This is a genomic window from Hahella sp. CCB-MM4 (genome assembly GCF_002260525.1).
Lineage (GTDB): Bacteria > Pseudomonadota > Gammaproteobacteria > Pseudomonadales > Oleiphilaceae > Hahella.
Map to the genome: position 1 here is coordinate 64810 of NZ_MRYI01000007.1, position 21661 is coordinate 86470.

Here is a 21661-nt window from a genome sequence, read left to right on the forward strand (position 1 = left end):
TCGTTGGAATATCCTGCGGTCATAGCGACTTTTCCTCCTCAACGGTTACTCAACTAGTGGCCCTTTCCGTATTTGACGCCTTCCAACGGGCGCCGATATCGGAGAGCAGGCTTCGCAATACATCATTAAATCAAACGAGGTGAAAGCTATGAATCAGGAACTTGCGGACTCGGACGTGGAGAAAACGCTCGCGGAATCCGAAGCGTTAATCCGAAAAGCAGAGGATATGTCTGAACAGGGAAACAGGGTTTTCCAATCCCTGGGAATTCCCCGTGGCAGTGCCCGGAAAATTCTCGACCATCCTCTGGCTTCCGATGCATTGAAAAAACAGGGTTTGGAACAGTTGCGGCAATGGCAGGAGGAAGTGGCGGACGTCATGAAATCAGGTAGCCGAACCGTCGTGGTCAAGCGCAGAAAATCAAACCGTAACCTCCTGGCGATATAGCCGAGCCTTATTTTTTCCTAAAGAGGAACAACTTATGAACACAGTAAATCCAACCCCGAACACACCTTCCTACCCGGTTGATCAGTCTTCTGAGACAACGACGACGCCTACCGACGGCACTACCAAGCCCAGTTTCGGCGGCGCGGATATGGACCCGTTTACCCTGATCATGATGCTTCAGGAGGAGCGTGTGGGTCTGTTGGACGGTCAGGTGAAATCCCAGAGCGAGCGTATGCAAGGTATCAACACTGAAATCAAGGACTACGGCAAAACCATCACCATGGTCAATGACAAGTCATCCAAATTGAAAGAGGGGGATAGCAAGGTCACGTTGACGGATCAGGAGGTCGCTGAACTGAAATCCAAAGGGGTGAAAGTCGAAGGAAATGAAGTCAGTAAGGATCAGCTTAACTCTTTTGCGGAAACCCTGAAGCAAAAGCGGGATGGGCTGAACAATGATTCCCAAATGGAGATGATCCGGCTTCAGGGGCTGATCAACAAACAGCAGCAGGCTTATCAGCTGATGACCAATATCCAGAAGAAAGAACACGACACCATTATGGCGACCATCAATAAGATTAACTAACGGCACTGTTAGTGGTCTTTAACCAGGTTGCCATATCAATTCAGTAAAGGAGATATCCGTGACTGAGTCAGCACAAACCAATCAATCCGACGTGGACGCTCGATTCGAAGCGTTGGTGGAGTCTGTGGTAAACGGACATTCCACCCTCGGGGATATTAAGGGGATTTCCGACAGGGAGCTGGAGGCGGTCTATACGGTCGCCTATAACCTGTATCGGCAGAACCGTAATGGAGAATCAGAAAAGCTGTTCCGTTTTCTGTGCCTGTACAGCCATCTGGACAAGCGGTTCTGGATGGGGCTGGGAGCCTGCCTGCAGCAGCAACAGAAGTATGAAGAGGCGGTACAGGCATATTCCTATATGGCGGTTCTTGATGTGGAGAATCCGCACCCGCCGTTACATGCGGCTTATTGTTATCTGGCCCTGCATGACCTGGAGAAGGCGGAAAGTGGCATTGAAGCGGCGCTTCACTGGTCAGGAGAACAGGAAAAATATGCCCAGGTTCGCGTCAAGGCCGAATACCTGCAATCGGTTCTCACACAGAAAAAGGAGGGCATAAATGATGGTCGCATCCGTTGAACAGCAGCCATACAGCTATCCCATTACCCACACGGAAAATGAGGAAGTACAGGTTCCCGGACAAAGAGCGACAAAGCCGTCGGGAATCAATCCGGGGGGGGATATACCTCCGGCATCGAACGGCCAGTCACCGGGCAATCAATTTGCCCCGGAACTGGAGAAGCCACAACCTCGTTCTTCAGATGAGCTGGTGGCACTGTTGCTGGAGATCAAATCCAAGTCCAGCAACGAGCAGATCGCGTCCTCCCAGCAGGATATCCAGCTAAGCCGGACCAAGCAGAATCAGAAGCATGATGAGATGCTTGAACAGATAGAGAAATCCATTAAAGCCGGGGAGAAAGCCAAAAAGGGCGGTCTGTTCGGCAAGATATTCGGATGGATCGCCAATATAGCGACAGCCATTGCCGGGGCCGTCATGATTGCCACCGGAGTGGGGGCAATTGCGGGGGCTGCCATGTTGGCTCTTGCGGTGGACTCCATGGTTGGAGCTGCCACGGGTCACAGCCTGATGGGTGAGTTGACCAAAGGGATCGCCAAGGGCCTGCAGGCGGCGGGAGTAAGCGAAGATATTGCCAATATCGTCGCTGCGGTGACCACGACGGTAATGGCAATCGCCGTGACTGTGGGAGCCGGCATGGCTTCTGCGGCCAAGGCCGGCGGAGGCCTGATCAGCAAGTTGGCCTCATCGACCGCCCAGGCTCAGAAGTTTCAGGCGGTGGGGACCCAGGTCAAGAATGTGGCACTGATAACATCAGCAACTTCGGAAGTCGGCAGTGGAGCTGCGAAGGTGACCACAGGGGTGTACAACAAGCAGGCGGCAGACGCGCGGGCTAATCAGATGGATATGAAGAAAGAGCTCGCAAAACTGCAGGCGGCCATGGAGGCTGAGCAGGATCGCCTGAAAGAAGTGATTGCCCAGTTAAACGAAGGAGTCAGCCGTATCCTGCAAATCATGGGGAATGACCACAACACCCGCATGCAGATAAGCAGGAACATGGTCTAGGAGGCCTTTTATGAGCATTAATACAACTAATGAAACATCCAATAATCCCTATATTACCAACAGTCCAAGTATCACCAGCAATCCGGCTCTGGACGATACCGGGTCGGTACAGGAGGGGCGTCACCAACCATCGCTGGTGGTGATGAAATCTGAGCAGGAACCCTTATCGATCAGATTTAACAATGAATCCTATCGGCCCAAGCTGGACAAGCCTGATGCATCTGTTGAGGGACCGGGTAAAAGCTTCGACGGTAAGATGTCTGAGGCCGGTCAAAGCCTTGAGGCAGACATTTTCGCCATTATGGCGATGATTCAGGAGCTGGCTCACACCCAGAAGAAAGGGGCGCTTGAAATCCGTAACGGCGAATACAAGCTGAAATGGAAATCACTGGAAAATGCCGGAAAGGAAATGAGGGAGTCTGCGGGCAAGGAGTTTGCGGCGGCTTTGATTCAGGGGGCGGTGCAAATCGTCAGTGGAGCGGTTTCTGCGAAGATCACCATAAAATCCTCGACGCAAACCCATGCGCTGATGAAGGATACCAAGCTGTCTCCAACCGAGTTCCAGGGCAAGATCCAGATTCAGCAGAATATGGGGAATATCGGCCAGACCTATACCCAGTTGGGACAGGGGGTTGGAACTATCGCCGCGGCACCGCTGACCTATTCTTCGAAGCTGGACCAGGAAGAACAGAAGCAGTACGAAGCAGAGTCGGAGAAGCATTCGGCCAACATCGACTCGGCCAAGGACTTTATTCAAACGATGAAGGATATCATGGCGGACGTCAGGGCCAAGTTATCCGCTATGGAACAATCCCGGCACGAGACCAGGCAGAAGATTTTCTCCTGATCTGGTATTCCCGGGTAAGTGTCCAATGCAATAACCCCTTTAATGATATAAACGTTGCAATGAAGTAAACGTTGTAATGAAAAAAACGTTGTAATGAAACAAACGCTGTACGGCTGGCCCTCACAGGTCAGCCGGTATATGCCGGAAAAGTCCGAAAGCTAAAGTGCTTGAACGCGAGGAATCCAGGGGCAGGGAATCAAAAGATAGCATGCCCCTTAGCTTGTACTGTTGGGAAGCTCGACAAAATCCTCACTTTTGCTAATCGATTGCAGAGCCTTCTTCAGTGCTTCAGGAGGACTGGTCAACTTTCGCAGGTTCAAGTCCATCCATCCGACTTTTGACGTGACTCTTGCCGCAAGTTTGCCCTTGTGGAAAAACTCGTTTCGCAGTGCCATTCGGCTTCCATCCTCCGAAAGACCCGCAAGACAAAGAGACACGGTCATTTCCTCCAATAAATGAATCTCTCTGAAATACTCTATTTCATCCCTCATCACCACGGGCCCAAGCCTGAGCCGCATGAATTCGGACATTGGGAAACCGTTTTCGGAAAAATACATCATTCGTACATCTGCAGATCTGTCCAGATACGCCGTATTTCTCATATGAGAGTTGAAATCCATATCGCCCCATCCGGCGAGAAACGTTTGTTGGTACATATCGAAGGCCTGAATTCCTGGTGAGTAGGGTAGGAGGCCGATGGATTCCGTCATCCATCAGCCGCCCGTTGGTTTAGTGGTCTAGCCGTTTAATGCCGCATTTTTCAGTCCCAGTACATCAATCGGCTCGATAACCGGAGGCTGGGAAAACAGCCTCTCGGCATTTGCCATCAGTGCTTCGGCGATTGGTCCGTTAAGGTGGGCCTGGCGTCCTTCTTCTGTTTCAAAAGCGTCAAACACCCCGAAAGTGGTCGGAGAAAGACGAAGGGCGAACCAGATTGGCGTCGTTGTCTCTTGATTGGCAAGTGCGAGGCCTGTCTCCAGAAAGTCCATCACCTCCTGCTCTTTGCCGGGTTTGGCTTCGAGGCGGGCAAAAAAAGCATACTTAATCATGACGTGTCTCCACTTTACAGTTGGTTAAAATTTCAATGGCCGCGCGGTAAAGAGCACTTTACAAAAGCCTCGCAGAGGAAAATACTGTCGTGATTGACAACTATGTAATCAATCGTGCCATGAATATTTCAATTCTTGCTCTCGAAGGTGTATTTGATACGGGATTGGCCACTGTTCTGGATGCTTTTGCCACGGCTAATGAACTCTCCCAGATGGCGAACATCCAGTCGCCTGGATATAACATTTCAGTGGTGGGTGTACGCCCACAAGTTCACAGCTCCTTGGGAATGACTGTACCGGTCATCGCAACCACGGAAGGACCGTCTCCGGATTGGGTGATCATCCCCGCTATTGGCTACAAGATGCCAGATCCTCTGTTGGAGGCTCTCGCACGGGAGGATGTCCAGGAATCCTGCCACATTATCCGGGAATGGTCCGAGGCCGGTGCGGGAATAGCGGCAGCCTGTATCGGGACTTTTGTATTGGCGGAGAGTGGTGTACTGAACCAGTTTGAAGCGACCACCACCTGGTGGCTTACGCCACTCTTCAGGCAGCGCTATCCGGAAGTCAGGCTGGATTCGAACCGTATCATTGTCCCCAGCGGGAAATTTCTGACCGCAGGTGCCGGTTTAAGTCATATAGACTTGGCGTTATGGATGATCAGACAGAACAATCCAGAGTTGGCCTCGCTGGTGGCCAAATATTTGATCGTGGATTCCCGGCCGTCCCAATCGGTCTATATCATTTCAGATCATCTTGCTCATACTGACCCTATGGTAGAGCGATTTGACCACTGGGTCCGAGATAATCTGAACAGATCCCTGACCCTTGATGAAGCCGCTGCAGAACTGGCAACCAGTAAGCGGACGCTGTCCAGGCGCATGAGTGAAGTCGTGGGTAAAACACCCATTGCCTACATCCAGGACCTGAGGGTGGAGCGGGCCGTCCATCTGCTGAAAACCAGTAATCATAGCGTAGACCGTATTGCAGAAATGGTGGGGTATAACGATGGAGTTACCCTGCGGACGCTGTTGCGTCGTCGTCTTGGAAAAGGTGTTCGTGAGTTGAGAGATGCCTGACAATGGTGATCATGATGATCGAAAATTTGATTTGAGATTCATTTTTTAAGGCTCGAAACACTGTCAACCTGCTTGTAATATGGCTGAAACATAGCTAAGGAGAAGACTATGAGCTCAGGCATATCTACAATAATCGATGAGATCTACCAGCTTACCCAAGACGTCGGTGATCCCCATAATCTGCACACCGGGCTTGACGACGAAAAGCTGGAAAAAATGAATGCCCTCTGGGAACAGCTGGCAGATCTGGTGGTCGAAACACCTGAGGAGCCTGTGAATGATTTATTGAACCGGTGAGGCTCCTTCTTCACGGCACTAGGGGCTCCGTTTTCACGGTACCAAATCGTATTTCGCTTCACTGGCTGCTTTTCGATAGAAATCGGGCAAGGAGTCATCGCCTGTTGAACTTCCTCCGGGGAAAGAGACATTTCTTAGAAATGCGAGTTCTTCAGGTGTCTCCGCCAGTGCTTCAAGTATGTCGTCCTGAAATTCTTCATATTCGCTGAAATTCAGCTTTCCGAAAGCCGTTTCTTCATCAAAGTCGGTATAGAAGTCAAATTGACAGGCCGAATCGCGTTGCACATTGAATGGCCAGCGATCAAGAACCCTTGTTACAGCGCAGACTAAAATCATCATCTGGTAGTCAGTTTCAAGGCGTTCCATCAAATCCATCCATTCATATTCTTCGTCCGAATCCTCTTCAATATGGGATGGCTGGTTGACCTTTAACGGGACGGCTAAAGCAATCCTTTCAAGTGCCTGGGGGACTGTGATGTCGAGTTTTTTCCATTCAGAAATAGTGCAAAGTGCGTAATGAGGATATCCGTCGTCGTATTCCTTTGTTTGATCGCCACAGCTGTATTTGAATAAACCTATTCCACTGTGACTAACGCCAAAAGAAAGCTGCGTCAAAGTATCGGGTGTTGACCAATATACGCTGTGGTTAGTATTTAGAGGCAGAAGATCAGATAGAAAGGTCACAATAGCCTTTTCGATGGTCTCTACATCCTGTTTAATACTCATCCTCGGATTCTCTCTGTTTATACTGGTTCGCTTTCTTTAGGTAGTTTTCGTCAGGTTACAAGAATTGATGCTCTCCGAAAATGTTCTTGATCTTTTTAGGCGGGTGCTTAACAGTGACCCCGTAACCATTAAAAGGGTGCATGATTTCAACGGTGATGTGCACGTTATGGACACGGAGGTTTGTCTTGTCTTCAGCCTCAAGGGATTATACAAGTTTATCGGCGCTTCTGAATCCGGGAGCTACGCTGGATTTCGAAAGGGTCTTTACCAAAGTGATTTAAACCAACAATTACAGGATGCAGGTGCCGTCATTGAAATTTTTCAATCGACGGGAAAGATTGAAAGTAATCTCTATTGCCTGAAGCGGCTCCAGGACACATAGTCCATTAACCCTCTATTTACCCTCTATCTCTACTTACCCTCGACCTCTAAGAGGTCTTTCCATTTAATGAATTCTCAGGGTTGATAATATAATCCATTACATTTAGCATTATTCGCTTCCAGACAGGTGCCCAGATGTATTGGGATAATCGGGAAGTATGGTAAGCCCCAGGCGAATTCCATCGCTGCCCCCGCATCGGTAATAAAGAGTAGTTTACGAATGCCACTGGTTGTGACAGTTAACAGCCGGGAAGGTGTAAACGAAGGTTGTATCCCTCTTTGAGCCCGAAGACCGGCCTGCTAAGTTCATTTCTCCTTAACGGGTACGGTGGGTGCCAGAGGTAATCGGTATGTCTATTCAGTCAGTCTCAAGTCAGCAGTCCGTCTCCAGGTCTGCCAGTTTTACTCTTCTGCAAACAATCAGCGCTTTTGTGTTTGGCGCAGTGATTGTGTATGCCGTTGGTTTCCTGCCAATGGGAGCAGCACATAATGCTGCCCATGATACGCGTCACTCCCTGGCATTTCCCTGCCACTAAAACGTTTTCAATCAACCGATCATGATCGGAACGATCAGGCTGTTGCCTGTGGTGACTCATCTCGCCTAACCGTGGTTTGAACCGGTTTGGGGGAGGCATCGCTGTGTCCATCTAGACACTGTGCCCACGAAGAAAACGATAAAGAGGCTGTCATGCTATTTCGTAGAATTATATTAAATGCGCTATTCGTCGGGCTATTGGCCGGACTCCTGTTGACCGCCGCCCAAACGATCGGCGTCACCCCCATCATATTTGCAGCTGAGGTCTATGAAACCGCTGACGAAGCACCGGTAGCCGACCACGACCATCAGGCCATGACCGATCACGATCATGAATCGTCTGTCGACAGCCATGAGCATGGGATAAATGAAAACCATGAGCATGGGCTGGATGACAGCCTTGAGCTAGGTTTAGTTGAAAACCATGAGCATGGGACATCTGAAAATCACAACCATCAGCAGGCCGCCACTGAAGGCCACAGCCACGAACATGATTCAGAAGCCTGGGCTCCTGAAGACGGCGCTGAACGTACCTTGTATACCCTTGTATCCAACATCCTGGCGAGCATTGGCTTCTCCGCGCTATTGCTGTCTTTGATGGCTCAGGCTCAGGCCATGGGCATTACCAACATCAATATATCCAGAGGCGCTGCCTGGGGCATCGCAGGATTTATCGTCTGTTTTGCCGCTCCAGGTATCGGTCTACCTCCGGAGATTCCTGGCATAGAGGCGGCTCCACTTGAATACCGCCAGGAGTGGTGGTTGCTGGCGGTGGTTGCCTCTGCAACAGGTCTGGCGGTGCTGGCATTTTCTCCGATTAAGTATAAGGCGCTGGGGCTGTTGGCCATTGCTGTTCCATACGTCATCGGTGCCCCTCAGCACCAAGGTCCTGAATTCGGTCACCCTGACGCGAACGCCGTAGCAGCGCTGAGCAGCCTGCATCACGATTTCATTATCGCCAGCAGTGTGGCCAACCTGATTTTCTGGGTGGCAATGGGCATTCTGAGTGCCTGGGTATTAAAACGTTGGGTACTTAATAGCTCCTCGCAAGCCCTTGCATCCGGGGCTTGAGACACCAGCTATGGATTACCCCTTCTCGGCAATTACCGGTCAGTCCCTGTTCAAACAGGCCCTGATTCTGGCAGCGATTAACCCCTCGATCGGCGGTGTGCTGATCAGTGGGCCGAGAGGCTGCGCCAAATCGACCCTGGCCCGAGGTCTGGCAGATGTGTTACCGGGAAGTCCATCCTTTGTGACGCTGCCATTGGGTGCGACGGAAGATATGCTGGTGGGCACATTAAACCTACAGCAAGTGCTGAATGACCGTGAGGTTGCTTTCCATCCCGGCATACTGGCTAAGGCCCACGAAGGTGTTCTCTATGTGGATGAAGTGAACCTGCTGGCAGATCCGTTGGTGGATCTGCTTCTGGACGTTTCAGCCAGTTGCGTCAATCGTGTAGAAAGGGATGGGATCAGCCACACCCATGCAGCGGAATTTCTTTTGATCGGTACGATGAATCCTGATGAAGGAGAGCTTCGGCCACAGTTGCGTGACCGTTTCGGCTTGATGGTGGAACTGGATAACCATTTCTCGATTGAGGAACGCATTGAGATAGTGCGCCGTAGGGAAGCGTTTGATCGGAATCCTTCCGCATTTTGCGATGCTTACAACAGTGAGCAGCAGAGTCTGCGAAGCAATATTGCCCGGGCGAGGCAAGATATATCCGGCGTCAGCTGCGCGGATCGTTTACGGGTCGAGATTGCCGAGAGGTGTCATGCGGCACAGGTGGATGGTATGCGTGCGGACATCGTCTGGTATCGTGCGGCGCTGGCCAACGCGGCTTGGAATGGGCGTAGTGAAATAGACATCGAGGACATTGATGCGGTTGAAGCGTTAGTGCTGGCCCATCGAAGAAATCAGGTTCGCTCACCTAAGCCACCTGCCGGTGGACAGAATAACTTTTCAAGACCTTCAGCTTCGAAAAACACCGGTGCGGATAACGAAAATATTCAATCCGGCAATGATTCGAAAGTCAGTGGCAATGTCGGTCAATGGGGAGATATGCCCCCACAGTTCCAGGAAACAGAAAGCCTGGAAGAGGGGATTATCCCACCTAATCAAGATGCCGAGTCCAGGATAGAAAAATCACTTCAAAAGCCTTCCACGAAAATATTGACCGGCGGTAAGTCCAAAGGAAACAGCCAGGGAGCCGGTCGATCAAGAGTTTTCAGGAAGAACGTGCCTGATTGGTTCAGGACGTTGTTAACGTCTGCCGGACAGTGGCCCCCCGCGTCGATTCGCTTTCGTCAAAGAAGTGGGGGCTGCTCAAAGCTGCACCTTGTTCTGCTGGATACCTCCGGCTCCACATTGAAAAACCAGTTGTTTGGTAAGGCCAAGGGAGTGGTTGCGAGCATTGCCGAGCAGGCTTATCTGGAGCGAAACCAGTTGGTCATATTGGGGTTTGGCAATGATCGGGTGCAAACCATACTCAGCAGGCGATTTCGTTCTCCCAAAGATATTCGTGAATTATTGGATGATCTGCCAGGCGGAGGCGGAACCCCCCTCAGAGACGTGTTGCTGGAAGCGCGCTCTTATTTGCATAAGCTGCAGCAACAGGAACCTGACACTCACATTCATACTTATTTGTTGACCGATGGCCGCACCCGTCAGGACCTTTCTGATATTCGATTGATGGGCGAGTGCACTGTGATCGATATTGAACTTTCACCGGTCAAGAGGGGAAGAGCAGAAGACATCGCCAGGGAGCTGGGCGCAGGTTATCTGTCACTGTTTTTCAATGAATCGGTCACCGCATAATCAGGAGTTCCAGAATACGATGAGCAATGACGACAAGACCCTGGAAAGCAAGGATCTGGAAAGTAAGCACCTGGAAAATAAGCACCGAGAGAGAATGGCGGCCCGCAAAGCGGTAATGGATGCCAAGATTGCGCAGGCGGTGGAAGAGCGGGGCGTCCTGATTTTGCTCAAGGGGAACGGCAAAGGTAAGAGCAGTTCTGCCTTCGGGACGATGCTTCGCTCGGTGGGGCATGGCAAGCGCTGTGCCGTTATCCAGTTTATCAAGGGGCGCACGGAGACTGGCGAATACAAGTTCTTCAAAGATCATCCGCAAGTTGACTGGCATGTCATGGGACACGGCTTTACCTGGGAAACTCAGGACCGTGAGCAGGACATAGAAGCCGCTAAGAAGGCTTGGGCTCTGGCTGAAGAATTACTGAAAGATCCGACATACGACATGTTGGTTTTCGATGAGATGAGCTACATGTTCAAGTACGGCTATCTTGATGTGGAACCCGTTGTAGTGGCGCTTGAACACCGTCCGTTGGCGCAGAATGTGATCATTACCGGGCGCACCATGGCTCTTCCGTTACAGGAAGTCGCTGACACGATCAGTGTCGTTCAGGATGAACGCCACGCGTTCCGTCTCGGCGTTAAAGCTCAGCCAGGAATCGAATACTGATGAGCGATCTGTCTGCCAAAAGCAATCAGACTATAAAAAGCCATCTGTCTGTAAAAAGTCATCTGTCTGTAAAAAGCAAAGCAGCTCCAATTACCTGTCCGGCCCTGTTCCTGACGGCTCCGGCTTCCGGTCAGGGCAAGACCACTGTGACCGCGGCACTGGCACGTTATCTTCGCAACCGGGGCAAGAGTGTCAGGATCTTCAAGACCGGACCCGATTATCTGGATCCCCAGATTCTGGAACAGGCTTCAGGCAACCCGGTTGAACAGCTCGATATGTGGATGGCTGGCGAGTCGTACTGCCAACAGGCACTTTATGAGGCGGCCAGAGTATCTGACGTGATTCTCGTTGAAGGTGCCATGGGTATGTTCGATGGTGAACCTTCCAGTGCTGATCTGGCTGAACGCTTTGGCATTCCCATCCTTCTGGTGATGGATGTGAAAGGCATGGCTCAGACAGTTGCAGCTTTGGCAACGGGTCTGGCCGGGTTCCGCAAAGGGATCAATGTCGTCGGGATGATTGCCAATCATTGTGGTAGCGAGCGCCATGCGGAACTCATCAGGGGTGCGCTCCCGGACACACTGCCTCTGCTGGCCACCATGCCGCGAGATCCGTCACTGGCCTTGCCCGAAAGACATCTTGGTCTGGTGCAAGCGAGCGAAGTGCGCGATGAACTGGAAGACAAATTCGAAGTCGGCGCTAAGGCATTGGCTGCCGGAGGGCTGGATAGCTGCGGGTTGCTTGGTATTGGTGACATGGAGGGTGGCCAAACCGAAAATAAGAAATCTAGCGCAACAGGTGTTTCTGGTTTTTCACCAGTGACCTTTTATCCTGCCGAGACTAGCGCATTATCAATCTTCACCGAGACTCTGCCAAACCACACCGAGACTCTATCAAACCACTCTGACGCGCTATCAAACCAAACAGATGCTCTATCTCAAAACAAGGGAAAACCTTTGGAAGGATTAAGCATCGGAATCGCCAGGGATGCTGCCTTCAGTTTTATCTATGCTGCCAATATCCGATTGCTGGAATATCTTGGAGCGGAATGCCGATTTTTTTCGCCACTGGAAGATGAATCTCCGGGAGTCGTGGATGCGCTTTGGTTGCCCGGGGGGTATCCGGAGTTATATTCCCAGGCGCTGTCGAGAAATGAACCCATGAAGGCCGCAATTAAGGCGCTCTTCCTGAGCAATAAGCCCATCCTGGCCGAATGCGGAGGTTTCCTGTATTGCCTGGATACGCTGACGGATCTTGAAGAGCGAACCTTCCCCATGCTGGGCCTGTTGCCGGGTCAAGGCATGATGAGAGGCAAGCGCGGTTGTCAGGGTATGCAGACGGCCGTGTTGCCTGAGGGCGAAATACAGGCTCATGCGCATCATCGTTCCCGTAGTTTTGAAACCCCTGAACCGATCAGCTATGGCCGACGGCAACGGCATCCTGCTCCTGGCGAAGCGATCTATCGAAGCCGGGGACTCACGGCGACCTATCTGCATATGTTTTTTCCCTCGAATCCTAATGCCGTTGCAGGCCTGTTTAAACTGAAACATTCCACATCCGAACACCAGGAGGTGAGTCGTGTTGTCTAGTTCTTTTGCCCTGATTGGTGCCGGCTTCTCCCTCGGTTTTATTCATGCCCTGGATCCGGATCATGTGATGGCCGTATCCGCATTAAGCAGTGAGAAAGCGGGTGTTCGCCGAACTCTTAAGTACTGTGCCAGTTGGGCGCTGGGGCACGGAGGCGTGCTATTGGCCTGCGGGTTGTTACTGTTTGGTCTGGGCTTCCGGTTGCCCGAGCCTTTGCAGATTTCCGCTGAGGCCAGTGTCGGGGTCCTGCTGATTGCTATTGGAATGATGTGCTTCTATCGCCATCGCCATGGCGCTCGCCCGTCCCACCATGAGCCTCGGCCTGGTGGCAGAAAAGCGCCATTGCTGGTGGGAATGTTACACGGTCTGGCCGGGAGTGCCTCCGCCTTGGCGTTGGTGCCGGTCATTACCCAGGGGCAACTATCCGTTGCGATTGCATACATCCTCGTTTTCTCGATGGGGGTTTTGCTGTCCATGCTTTGTTTCGGTCTTGGGTTGGGAGCCATTCAGGTCAAATTGAAGACGCTCAGCGAGCGCTTGTTCAGGTGGAATCAATATCTGATCGCGTCGGCATCCGTTGTGCTCGGAAGCTATTGGCTAAGTCAGGCTGTTTAGGCAGCTCAAAAGTTGAGACGGACAAGCTGATACGGACAAGCTGATATGTGGCCGGAAAGCAGTGAACAGCCGAAGCGGTTAAGGACCGGATTAACGACCGGTACCTGTGCAACGGCCTGTTGTGTCGCCGCCGTACAATCTCTGTTAGCCCCGAAAGGAATCGAGGAAAAGACAAAGTCTCAACAGGAAAATAATGCCGAGCTGAAGTCGCCTCTTGTGACGGTTAAATTGCCCAGGGGGAAGCTGGTTAAACTCAAAATAGTTGAACGAGTCAGATTGGATGACGGTCGCGTAAAGGCGACGACAGTCAAGGATGCCGGAGACGACCCTGATGTCACTCACGGGGCCAGGGTATTTGTCATTCTGGGACTGTCCCCGACACCAGGAATAAGGTTCAAAGCTGGACAAGGCGTGGGAACAGTCACCCGAGATGGTCTTAGTCTCGGAATTGGAGAACCGGCCATCAATCCGGTACCTAGGCAGATGATACGGGACCATCTGGACCAATCTGCCGAGGAGTTCGGTTATCAGGGAGGCTTCGAAGTGGAAGTCGGCGTCGAAACCGGACAGGAACTGGCCCTGAAAACCATGAATCCCCGATTGGGGATCTTGGGAGGACTGTCGATACTGGGAACCACAGGTATTGTCAGACCCTTTTCCTGTGCGGCCTATATCGCATCTATTCATCAGGGAATTGATGTGGCTCGGGCAAACGGCATTGATCACATTGCGGCGACCACCGGAAGTAGTAGTGAGGCGGCCATCCGTGCTCACTATCAATTGTCTGACATGGCGCTGATAGAGATGGGTGATTTTGTCGGCGCGGTACTGAAGTATCTGAAGAAAGTAAAAATAGCGAAGGTCAGCCTGTGTGGCGGCTTCGGAAAAATAACCAAGTTGGCTAACGGGCACCTTGATCTGCACAGCAAGGCCTCGTCTATCGACTTTCAGCAGATGGCAGACATGGCGAAGGCTCTGGGTGGAAATGCCGAGTTAATCAACGGGATTCAGAACGCCAACACCAGTATTGAGGTGTTGAAGTTATGCCAGGAAAACGCCATTCCCCTGGCCGATGCAGTGTGTGAAGCCGCGTTGAAAAGAGCGAGGGCGATTGTCCCCAAGGATATCGAGCTTGAGGTATGGACCATTGACCGGCAAGGCAATTTTGTTGGCTCAGCCGGGCAGGCTTTTCATGACTGATAGAAGCGTAGCGAATGAAAACAGACTGATGACTGGTCGAGACCAGTCCACTGATCCAAAAACGCTCTTGCTGTTAGGGGGTACAGCTGATGCCCGGCGTCTGGCAGGTATTTTGTCAGCACAAGGCATCAAGTTGATTTACAGCATTGCCGGTCTGGTCCGGATACCGGATGTTCCATGTGAGGTGTTCAGTGGTGGCTTCTCACAGGTGGGTGGTTTGCCGGCATTTATCAATGACAGAAATATCAATGCGATTCTGGATGTCACTCATCCCTATGCAAGCACCATGAGTGAAACCGCAGTGCAGGCCGCTGCTGCATGCAAGATACCGTATTGGCGATTCCAGCGACTGGCTTGGATGCCGCAGGACGGCGATGACTGGACATCGTTCTCCGATTGGAACGCATTGCTTCAGGCCCTAAAGGGAAAAAAGTCCGTGTTTTTAACAGCGGGGCAACCCGACAGGGAAAGCCTGGATACATTGGCTGGTTATCAGCAGCAAGGGCAACGTCAGCTGTTGCGAACCGCGGTGTATCCCCATTTCGAGCTCCCGGGAACCATGAAATGGGTAAAAGCCATTGGGCCGTTTGCGGTCGAAGAAGAGCGAAAAATGCTGCAGGAGCATGGGATCGACGTGCTGGTCAGCAAGAACAGCGGCGGTGATTCCACCGTTGCCAAGATCACGGCGGCCAGAGAGATGGGAATACCGGTCTATATGCTGGAAAGGCCGGTCCTGACGCCGGTGGAATATGAATTTGGCGAGATTGCCGAGGCGGCAAGCTTTGTGGTCGGGCAGTTTATGTCCGGGCAGGTCACAAAGCACTGCGAATAACAATATTAAATGAATACTGAGATGCAGAGGTTAAGTAATGACGACTTCACCCGATAAGCCAGCGATCCTGTTTGTGGGTCATGGTTCGCGCGATGTGGAAGCGGTGGAAGAATTCTATCAGTTGGCAGACCATTTCCGGCAGAGATTTCCTGACCGGTTGGTGGAGACAGGTTTTTTGGAATTCGTCCGTCCGATCATTGCACAGGGCGTGGAAAAGCTGGTCGAGCAGGGAGCCAGACACATCCAGGCCATTCCCGGAATGTTGATGGCGGGAGGTCATGCAAAGAATGATATTCCCAGCGAGCTGAATGCTTTGCAGTTGGAATACGGTATCAAGATCGATTACGGGGCCGAACTGGGAGTAAATCCCAAGATGTTGCAGGCTGCTCAGGCCCGGATTGAACAAGCGGAAGAAGAACTCAAAGATAAGATCGGGGCCGGATATCAGCGTAAGGATACCTTGCTGGTGGTGGTCGGTCGTGGGGCTTCAGATGCGGACGCCAATTCCAATATCTGTAAGATCACCCGCTTCCTGGAAGAAGGCATGGGCTTTGGTTGGGCGACTACCTGTTATAGCGGTGTGACCACTCCACTGGTGCCTGATTGCCTGGAACGTGCCCATGGTCTGGGCTTTAAACAGGTGATTGTGTTCCCTTATTTCCTGTTTACCGGCCGCCTGGTGAAAAAAATCTATGCCTGGACCGATGAATATGCCCAGGCTCATCCGGACGTCACGGTGGTGAAAGCTCCCTACCTGAATGATCACGAGAAGGTGATCGATACCTTTGTGGAAAAGCTGGAAGAAATAGAAGCCGGCAATCCCAATATGAACTGCCAGCTTTGCCAGTACCGGGTGCAGATTGTCGGTGCGGAACATAAAGTCGGTCGTCCTCAGGAGAGTCATCATCACCATGTCCAGGGCATTGGGACGGATGCTGACCACCATCATCACCATCACAGCCATGACCATCATCACGGACACGATCACCACCATCATCATGATCATCACCATCAGGATCATGAGCACAGCCACGCACATGATCCTGACAGATCCGAACAGTGACAGTTAGGAATAGTGGCAGATCTGACTAGTGACTGATGTGAATAGCGACTGATCCTAATGACAACAGAATAAAGCTGACGGTAACCATGCCTTTTCATTACGAAACCGACCCGAAACGCATAGAGCAGGAAAGTTTCCGGCAAATCCGGGAACTGACGGACCTGTCCGGCTTATCGCCTGAGCAGGAACAGGTGGTCATGAGGGTCGTTCATAGTATCGGTATGCCTGAGGTTGCCGGACAGATCCGGTTTAGTGATCAAGCCTGTGAAAGCGGGCTGGCCGCTCTGGCCGGAAATACGCCGATTCTGTGCGATGCTGAAATGGTGAAGCAGGGGTTAACCAAACGGATGCTGACATCGGAACCCTTGTGTTTTCTGAATGCTCCTGAGGTGCCGGAAATCGCCGCTGAGCTGGGGGAAACCCGTTCCATGGCGGCTCTGCAATTGTGGAAACCCATATTGCAGGATGCCATTGTGATTATCGGTAATGCACCCACGGCACTGTTTCGCTTGCTTGAAATGCTGGAGCAGGGAGCGCCCAGGCCTGCGTTGATCATCGGTATGCCGGTCGGGTTCGTCGGTGCGGCAGAATCCAAACAGGCGTTATGGGAGTGTCATCGTTCTTTGGAAATCGAATGCATCACGTTATTGGGCAGACAAGGTGGTAGTGCGGTGTCATCAGCGACCTGTAATGCGTTGCTGAGATGCCAGCGGGGGGAATGGTATTGAACCCGATCCACATTATCGGTCTTGGCGTCAGTGAGCAGCCGGAATTAAGTTCCGCAGCTTTAAGCGCGCTGAATCGCGCCGGATGGGTGATTGGATCGTCCCGTCAGTTAAAAATCGTTGAGAGCCTGCTACAGGATCAACAGACTCTGATACTGCCGCCACTGGTTGAACTACCGCGCCATCTGGACGAACTGGAACAGGTGGAAGCATTGGCTCAGGCGGAAAAAATGGCCCAGGATAAAACTGCTAGACCCATCGTTGTATTAGCGTCAGGTGATCCTCTCTATTATGGCATCGGTAAATGGTTCAAGCGTCATTTTCCCTCGGAGAGGTTACGCTTTTATCCTGCCGTTTCCAGTATCCAGGCGGCTTGCCATGCTCTTGGACTTGCCTTGCAGGATGTTGAAGTACTTAGCCTTCACGGCAGACCGTTGCAAGGTATTCGGACGGCACTGAAAGCAAACAAGACGCTGGTGGTGTTGACTGATAAACACAGTCAGCCATCCATTCTGGCCCAGGAGTGTATCGCCGCGGGCTTTGATGAATCACATCTTAGTGTCTGCGAATCTCTCGGGTATTCCGAGCAGCGTATTCGTCATTTTACCGCCAGAGAGCTGGCAGTTATGGATGAGGCATTCGACCCTTTGCATGTCACCGTCATTAATTGTCAGGGACGAGGAGGTTTCCTGCCGGAATTTCCCGGCATACAGGACGATCGATTTATCACGGGTGAAGAGCCGGGCAAAGGCATGATCACGAAGAGAGAGGTACGTCTTAATATTCTCTCTCTTCTGCAGCCGGGTAACGATGATGTTATATGGGATATCGGGGCGGGCTGTGGATCTGTAGCCATTGAGTTGGCCTATTGGAATGAACGATGCAGAGTGTTTGCCATTGAGCATCACCCCGAACGGCTACAACATCTGGAAGCGAACCGTCAGCGTTTCGGGGTGGTCAGCAACCTGAAGATTCAGGCGGGTCATGCGCCGGAAGTACTGACAGATCTGCCTTCACCAAGCAAAGTCTTCATTGGTGGCAGTGATGGAAGGTTGTCCGAATTATTGGCGCTGTGTTGGGACCAGTTACCCGTTGGCGGAATACTGGCAGCCTCTGCGGTAACAGAAAACACCCGGTATCAATTGATTGAGTTCATGGAGCAGAGAAACCTGATTCATGACGCACACATGGAAACGCTACAGATTGCGGTAAGCCGGGGTGGCTCGCTCGCTGGACAGTTGCTTTATCGGCCTGCACTACCGGTCACATTGTTCCGCTTTGTTAAATCCGCAGACACAAAAAATAGGCTCGGAAATGACCCAGAATAATCACGTTAACGGGTGCCTCTACGGCGTTGGTGTCGGACCCGGAGATCCAGAGCTGTTAACGCTGAAGGCCGCTCGCTTGATCAGAGAGGCCGATGTGGTCACCTATCTGACCAATGATAAGGGTGAATCACAGGCGCGCTTTATCGCCAGGCAGATTCTGGAAGAAGTCGACAGGTCGCAACTGGAACTTCCGATAGAGCTTCCCATGTGCGAGGACCGCAGCATTGCCAATGCGGTGTACGACGAAGCGTCCATTCTTATTCGGAAGCATGTCTCAGAAGGAAAGAAAGTCGTATTCCTGTGTGAAGGGGATCCGCTTTTTTTCGGTTCATTTTCCTATCTTCTCCAGCGTCTGCAGCCTGACTGTCGCTGTGAAGCGGTGCCCGGCATCGCGTCAACCCATGCCGCTTCGGCAGCGCTCGCGATGCCTTTGACCCTGCTGAAGGAATCCTATGCGGTGATTAGTGGTCGCCATCCTGACGACATGATTCTGGACACACTAAAACGCCACAGCAGCGTGGTGATTATGAAAGCGGGAAGGGCACGGCAACGGATTCTAAGACTGCTGGAGGAAAGCGGCAGGGCGGGACAGGCTCGTTACCTGGAATACATCGGACGGGACAATCAACGCATCGTGTCAGACGTTGCCATGCTGAATGAAGAAACTCCTGGTGAACCGGGCCCCTATTTTTCTCTGTTTGTCGTCACGCCTGATCGAACAGCGAAAAAAGCTACGAACGAGTAACTAAAGAGTAAATACCGAGCAAATATCGAGTGAATAGAGAGCAACGAATGAGCTTAGCGGGTTTGAATTGATACGAATTATCGCTCTTACAGACGCGGGAAAAAGACTCGGTAGCCGACTGGCACAGCAGTTGGCGGACAGTGAGTTCTGGTATAAGCCGCAACCCTTTACGGAGAAGGTTCAGCAAGCGTTCTCCGGGGGTGACAGGTTGATTCTGATATGTGCCATGGGGATCGCCGTCAGGACATTAGCGCCCGTCATCCGCTCAAAATATGAAGACCCTGCCGTATTGGTACTGGATGAAGCCGGTCGATTCGTTGTGCCTCTGTTGTCCGGACACGAAGGTGGGGCCAATCACTGGGGGCAGGAAATTGCAGAACTATTAGGTTCTGAACTGGTGGTGACAACGGCAAAGCCCTATTTGAACCCCGTCTACACAGTGGGGATGGGGTGTGAGAGGGATTGTCCTAAAGAGGAGCTTGAGGCTTTGTTGATCCAATGCCTGAATCAGGCTGGTCTATCGATTGAGGATATCGACTCCATCCACAGTATCGATATCAAGGCTGATGAAGCGGGCCTGATGGCGTTGGCGGAGCAGTTAGGTAAGCCTTTTTGTACCTGGAATAAGGATCATTTGAGTAGCGTTGAAGACTTGCTGAGTACCCGATCTGAATACGTGTTCAAGACTGTTGGTGTATACGGAGTGGCTGAGTCCGCCGCTTTGTACGGGGCAGAAAATCTTACCGGGGAGAGTTCTGAATTACTGCTGCCCAAACAGAAGAACAGAAGGGCGACCTGTGCCATCGCACGAAGCTATGCCTCGGCAAGCACCGATTCCAAAGATAAAAGCACGAGCTAAGCACTGAGATTCGGTAATTAAACTGAATAAACCGAACTTGCAAATTGATAGAACTGAGCACTCGACAGATTGAAGAAAAATGTCCCAATGAGACCTGGCATTCATGAGTAAATTATTTGTTATTGGATCAGGCCCCGGCGATGCTGAATTGCTGACCCCCAAGGCCCTGAAAGCGATTCAGGCTTCCACGGATCTGGTGGCCTACGGCCTGTATCTGGATCTTCTGGGGACCATGTGTGCCGGTAAACACCATCATGAACTCCCGCTGGGCGAAGAAACCGGTCGTGCCCGCCTGGCCCTTGATTTGGCTGCCTCAGGCAAAACCACGGCGTTGATTTCCAGTGGTGATATCGGCATCTATGCGATGGCGACACTGGTATTCGAGTTACTGGATCAACAGCTTCTTGGTAAAGAAAACCACCCGGAGTGGTTGAATGTAGAGATAGAGGTCATTCCCGGCATATCTGCAATGCAGGCTGGAGCCAGCCGTGTCGGAGCCTTATTGGGCCATGATTTCTGTACTATATCCCTGTCAGATCTGCTGACTCCCTGGGATACGATAATGAATCGAATCCATCATGCTGGGGCTGGAGACTTTGTGGTCTCATTCTACAACCCGGTGTCAAAAAAACGCGACTGGCAGCTCAATACGGCTAGGGACATTTTATTGCAATATCGCCCCGCTCAAACGCCGGTTCTTATCGGCCGCCAACTTACCCGTCCGGATGAATCCATCAATATTGTGACGCTGGAAAAACTGGATGCCAGAGACGTGGACATGTTTACCCTGGTCTCCGTCGGAAACAGTGAATCGAGGCATATTGTCAACGGATCCAAAGAATGGGTTTATACCCCTCGGGGCTACAAAAAGCGTTGGGTCCGAGACACTGAAATGCAGCAGGTGCAGGCATGAAAGTCTATTTTATCGGAGCCGGTCCTGGGGACCCTGAGTTGATTACGGTTAAAGGGCAACGTTTGATCGGTCAATGTCCGGTGGTTCTCTATGCCGGATCCCTGGTGCCAAGGGAAATACTGCAGCCGGTGGAATCTCAGGCGGAGAAGATCATCGATACCGCTTCGCTGGACCTGGAAGCCATTATTGAACACATCCTTGATGCACAGTCGCGGGACCAGGATGTGGCTCGGGTTCACTCGGGAGATCCTTCCGTCTACGGCGCTATTGGCGAACAAATTCGGCGCCTGGAGGCCCTTGGGATCGACTATGAAGTGATTCCCGGCGTGACGGCAACCTCAGCATCAGCCGCCTGGTTGGGCAAGGAACTGACACTGTCCGGTGTATCCCAGACCATCATCATGACCCGCTACGAGGGAAAAACGCCGTTTCCTGAGCGGGAGCGTCTGCCTGAGCTGGCCAAAAGTGGCGCCACCCTGGCTATTCATCTGGGAGTCACCAGGATTCACAAGATTGTCGAGGAACTGATTCCACACTATGGGGAAGATTGCCCGGTGGCGGTCTGTTACCGCACTTCGTGGCCGGATCAGGATAAAGTCACAGGTACCCTCGGTGATATTGTCGAAAAAGTTCGCGCCAGAAAATTCACCCGCACCTCACTGATTCTGGTGGGACGGGTACTGGATACAGATCAGTTCCGGGATTCCTATCTCTACGATCAGGACCAGGCGCATATCTATCGTCCCAAGGTCAAACCCGCCACTCCCAGAACTGTTAAACGATAAGGAAA

At 51.8% G+C, this 21661-nt stretch carries 25 protein-coding genes and 1 riboswitch; of the genes, 22 read left to right on the forward strand and 3 right to left on the reverse strand.

Annotation, left to right across the window (positions count from 1 at the left end):
• The first annotated feature begins 148 nt into the window (after window positions 1-148).
• Genes BTA51_RS14205 through BTA51_RS14225 form a run of 5 tightly spaced genes read left to right on the forward strand, consistent with a single transcriptional unit; the run spans window position 149 to window position 3458 of the window.
• Window positions 149-445 (forward strand): hypothetical protein, encoded by a 297-nt coding sequence (locus BTA51_RS14205; protein WP_094708288.1) that lies wholly within the window; start codon window positions 149-151, stop codon window positions 443-445.
• Between the two features lie 34 nt (window positions 446-479).
• Entirely contained in the window at window positions 480-1031 is a 552-nt protein-coding gene (locus BTA51_RS14210; protein WP_094708290.1) for a hypothetical protein, read from the forward strand.
• A 58-nt stretch (window positions 1032-1089) separates the two neighbouring features.
• Entirely contained in the window at window positions 1090-1608 is a 519-nt protein-coding gene (locus tag BTA51_RS14215; protein WP_094708292.1) for a SycD/LcrH family type III secretion system chaperone, read from the forward strand.
• On the forward strand, window positions 1589-2611 hold the full coding sequence (sctE, locus tag BTA51_RS14220; RefSeq protein ID WP_094708294.1) for a type III secretion system translocon subunit SctE: 1023 nt from the start codon (window positions 1589-1591) through the stop codon (window positions 2609-2611). The genes BTA51_RS14215 and sctE overlap by 20 nt, the downstream gene beginning before the upstream one ends.
• Window positions 2612-2621: 10 nt before the next feature.
• Window positions 2622-3458, forward strand: coding sequence for a hypothetical protein (locus tag BTA51_RS14225; RefSeq protein WP_094708296.1), 837 nt, complete (start codon window positions 2622-2624; stop codon window positions 3456-3458).
• Window positions 3459-3673: 215 nt separating this feature from the next.
• On the opposite strand, the gene BTA51_RS14230 is transcribed toward BTA51_RS14225, so the two are convergent.
• Both BTA51_RS14230 and BTA51_RS14235 read right to left on the reverse strand, forming a co-directional pair.
• Window positions 3674-4168 carry a thioesterase family protein gene (locus BTA51_RS14230; protein WP_210404836.1) on the reverse strand — a complete coding sequence of 165 codons (495 nt, stop codon included), beginning with the start codon at window positions 4166-4168 and terminating at the stop codon, window positions 3674-3676.
• Window positions 4169-4195: 27 nt separating this feature from the next.
• Complete coding sequence (locus tag BTA51_RS14235) at window positions 4196-4507, reverse strand: putative quinol monooxygenase (RefSeq protein ID WP_094708298.1); 312 nt, start codon at window positions 4505-4507, stop codon at window positions 4196-4198.
• A gap of 89 nt (window positions 4508-4596) precedes the next feature.
• On the opposite strand from BTA51_RS14235, the gene BTA51_RS14240 reads away from it, so the two are divergent.
• Together BTA51_RS14240 and BTA51_RS14245 are read left to right on the forward strand one after the other, a co-directional pair.
• Window positions 4597-5586, forward strand: a complete 990-nt coding sequence (locus BTA51_RS14240; protein ID WP_210404837.1) for a GlxA family transcriptional regulator — start codon at window positions 4597-4599, stop codon at window positions 5584-5586.
• 108 nt (window positions 5587-5694) lie between these two features.
• The gene (locus BTA51_RS14245) at window positions 5695-5883 is read left to right on the forward strand and encodes a hypothetical protein (protein ID WP_094708300.1); all 189 of its coding nucleotides are present in this window, start codon (window positions 5695-5697) and stop codon (window positions 5881-5883) included.
• A gap of 33 nt (window positions 5884-5916) precedes the next feature.
• Here BTA51_RS14245 and BTA51_RS14250 read toward each other — a convergent pair whose 3' ends face one another.
• Window positions 5917-6609, reverse strand: a complete 693-nt coding sequence (locus BTA51_RS14250) for a hypothetical protein (protein ID WP_094708302.1) — start codon at window positions 6607-6609, stop codon at window positions 5917-5919.
• Window positions 6610-7098: 489 nt separating this feature from the next.
• Window positions 7099-7306, forward strand: a riboswitch (cobalamin riboswitch).
• A 34-nt stretch (window positions 7307-7340) separates the two neighbouring features.
• Here BTA51_RS14250 and BTA51_RS14260 point away from each other — a divergent pair.
• From BTA51_RS14260 to cobM, 15 genes are all read left to right on the forward strand, one after another.
• Window positions 7341-7526, forward strand: coding sequence for a CbtB domain-containing protein (locus BTA51_RS14260; protein ID WP_094708306.1), 186 nt, complete (start codon window positions 7341-7343; stop codon window positions 7524-7526).
• A gap of 152 nt (window positions 7527-7678) precedes the next feature.
• On the forward strand, window positions 7679-8596 hold the full coding sequence (locus BTA51_RS14265) for a CbtA family protein (protein WP_094708308.1): 918 nt from the start codon (window positions 7679-7681) through the stop codon (window positions 8594-8596).
• A gap of 10 nt (window positions 8597-8606) precedes the next feature.
• Window positions 8607-10343: an AAA family ATPase gene (locus BTA51_RS14270; RefSeq protein WP_094708310.1), complete on the forward strand. Its 1737-nt coding sequence runs from the start codon at window positions 8607-8609 to the stop codon at window positions 10341-10343.
• Window positions 10344-10362: 19 nt separating this feature from the next.
• Window positions 10363-11004, forward strand: a complete 642-nt coding sequence (gene cobO, locus BTA51_RS14275) for a cob(I)yrinic acid a,c-diamide adenosyltransferase (protein ID WP_094708312.1) — start codon at window positions 10363-10365, stop codon at window positions 11002-11004.
• The gene (locus BTA51_RS14280; RefSeq protein ID WP_094708314.1) at window positions 11004-12593 is read left to right on the forward strand and encodes a cobyrinate a,c-diamide synthase; all 1590 of its coding nucleotides are present in this window, start codon (window positions 11004-11006) and stop codon (window positions 12591-12593) included. Before cobO ends, BTA51_RS14280 begins: the two co-directional genes overlap by 1 nt.
• Window positions 12583-13206: a hypothetical protein gene (locus tag BTA51_RS14285; RefSeq protein WP_094708316.1), complete on the forward strand. Its 624-nt coding sequence runs from the start codon at window positions 12583-12585 to the stop codon at window positions 13204-13206. Before BTA51_RS14280 ends, BTA51_RS14285 begins: the two co-directional genes overlap by 11 nt.
• A gap of 45 nt (window positions 13207-13251) precedes the next feature.
• The gene (locus BTA51_RS14290) at window positions 13252-14406 is read left to right on the forward strand and encodes a cobalt-precorrin-5B (C(1))-methyltransferase (RefSeq protein WP_094708318.1); all 1155 of its coding nucleotides are present in this window, start codon (window positions 13252-13254) and stop codon (window positions 14404-14406) included.
• A complete protein-coding gene (locus tag BTA51_RS14295; RefSeq protein WP_246841042.1) occupies window positions 14399-15238 on the forward strand; it encodes a precorrin-6A/cobalt-precorrin-6A reductase in 840 nt (279 codons plus the stop codon). The genes BTA51_RS14290 and BTA51_RS14295 overlap by 8 nt, the downstream gene beginning before the upstream one ends.
• Window positions 15239-15275: 37 nt before the next feature.
• Window positions 15276-16301, forward strand: coding sequence for a sirohydrochlorin chelatase (locus BTA51_RS14300; protein ID WP_094708320.1), 1026 nt, complete (start codon window positions 15276-15278; stop codon window positions 16299-16301).
• 86 nt (window positions 16302-16387) lie between these two features.
• Entirely contained in the window at window positions 16388-17029 is a 642-nt protein-coding gene (locus tag BTA51_RS14305) for a precorrin-8X methylmutase (RefSeq protein ID WP_094708322.1), read from the forward strand.
• Window positions 17026-18354 carry a precorrin-6y C5,15-methyltransferase (decarboxylating) subunit CbiE gene (gene cbiE, locus BTA51_RS14310; RefSeq protein ID WP_094708520.1) on the forward strand — a complete coding sequence of 443 codons (1329 nt, stop codon included), beginning with the start codon at window positions 17026-17028 and terminating at the stop codon, window positions 18352-18354. The genes BTA51_RS14305 and cbiE overlap by 4 nt, the downstream gene beginning before the upstream one ends.
• Complete coding sequence (gene cobI / locus BTA51_RS14315; RefSeq protein ID WP_094708324.1) at window positions 18341-19099, forward strand: precorrin-2 C(20)-methyltransferase; 759 nt, start codon at window positions 18341-18343, stop codon at window positions 19097-19099. Before cbiE ends, cobI begins: the two co-directional genes overlap by 14 nt.
• Window positions 19100-19166: 67 nt before the next feature.
• Window positions 19167-19958 carry a cobalt-precorrin 5A hydrolase gene (locus BTA51_RS14320; RefSeq protein ID WP_094708326.1) on the forward strand — a complete coding sequence of 264 codons (792 nt, stop codon included), beginning with the start codon at window positions 19167-19169 and terminating at the stop codon, window positions 19956-19958.
• Window positions 19959-20061: 103 nt separating this feature from the next.
• On the forward strand, window positions 20062-20871 hold the full coding sequence (gene cobJ, locus BTA51_RS14325) for a precorrin-3B C(17)-methyltransferase (protein ID WP_094708328.1): 810 nt from the start codon (window positions 20062-20064) through the stop codon (window positions 20869-20871).
• Complete coding sequence (gene cobM, locus BTA51_RS14330) at window positions 20868-21656, forward strand: precorrin-4 C(11)-methyltransferase (RefSeq protein ID WP_094708330.1); 789 nt, start codon at window positions 20868-20870, stop codon at window positions 21654-21656. The genes cobJ and cobM overlap by 4 nt, the downstream gene beginning before the upstream one ends.
• The last annotated feature ends 5 nt before the right edge of the window (window positions 21657-21661 follow it).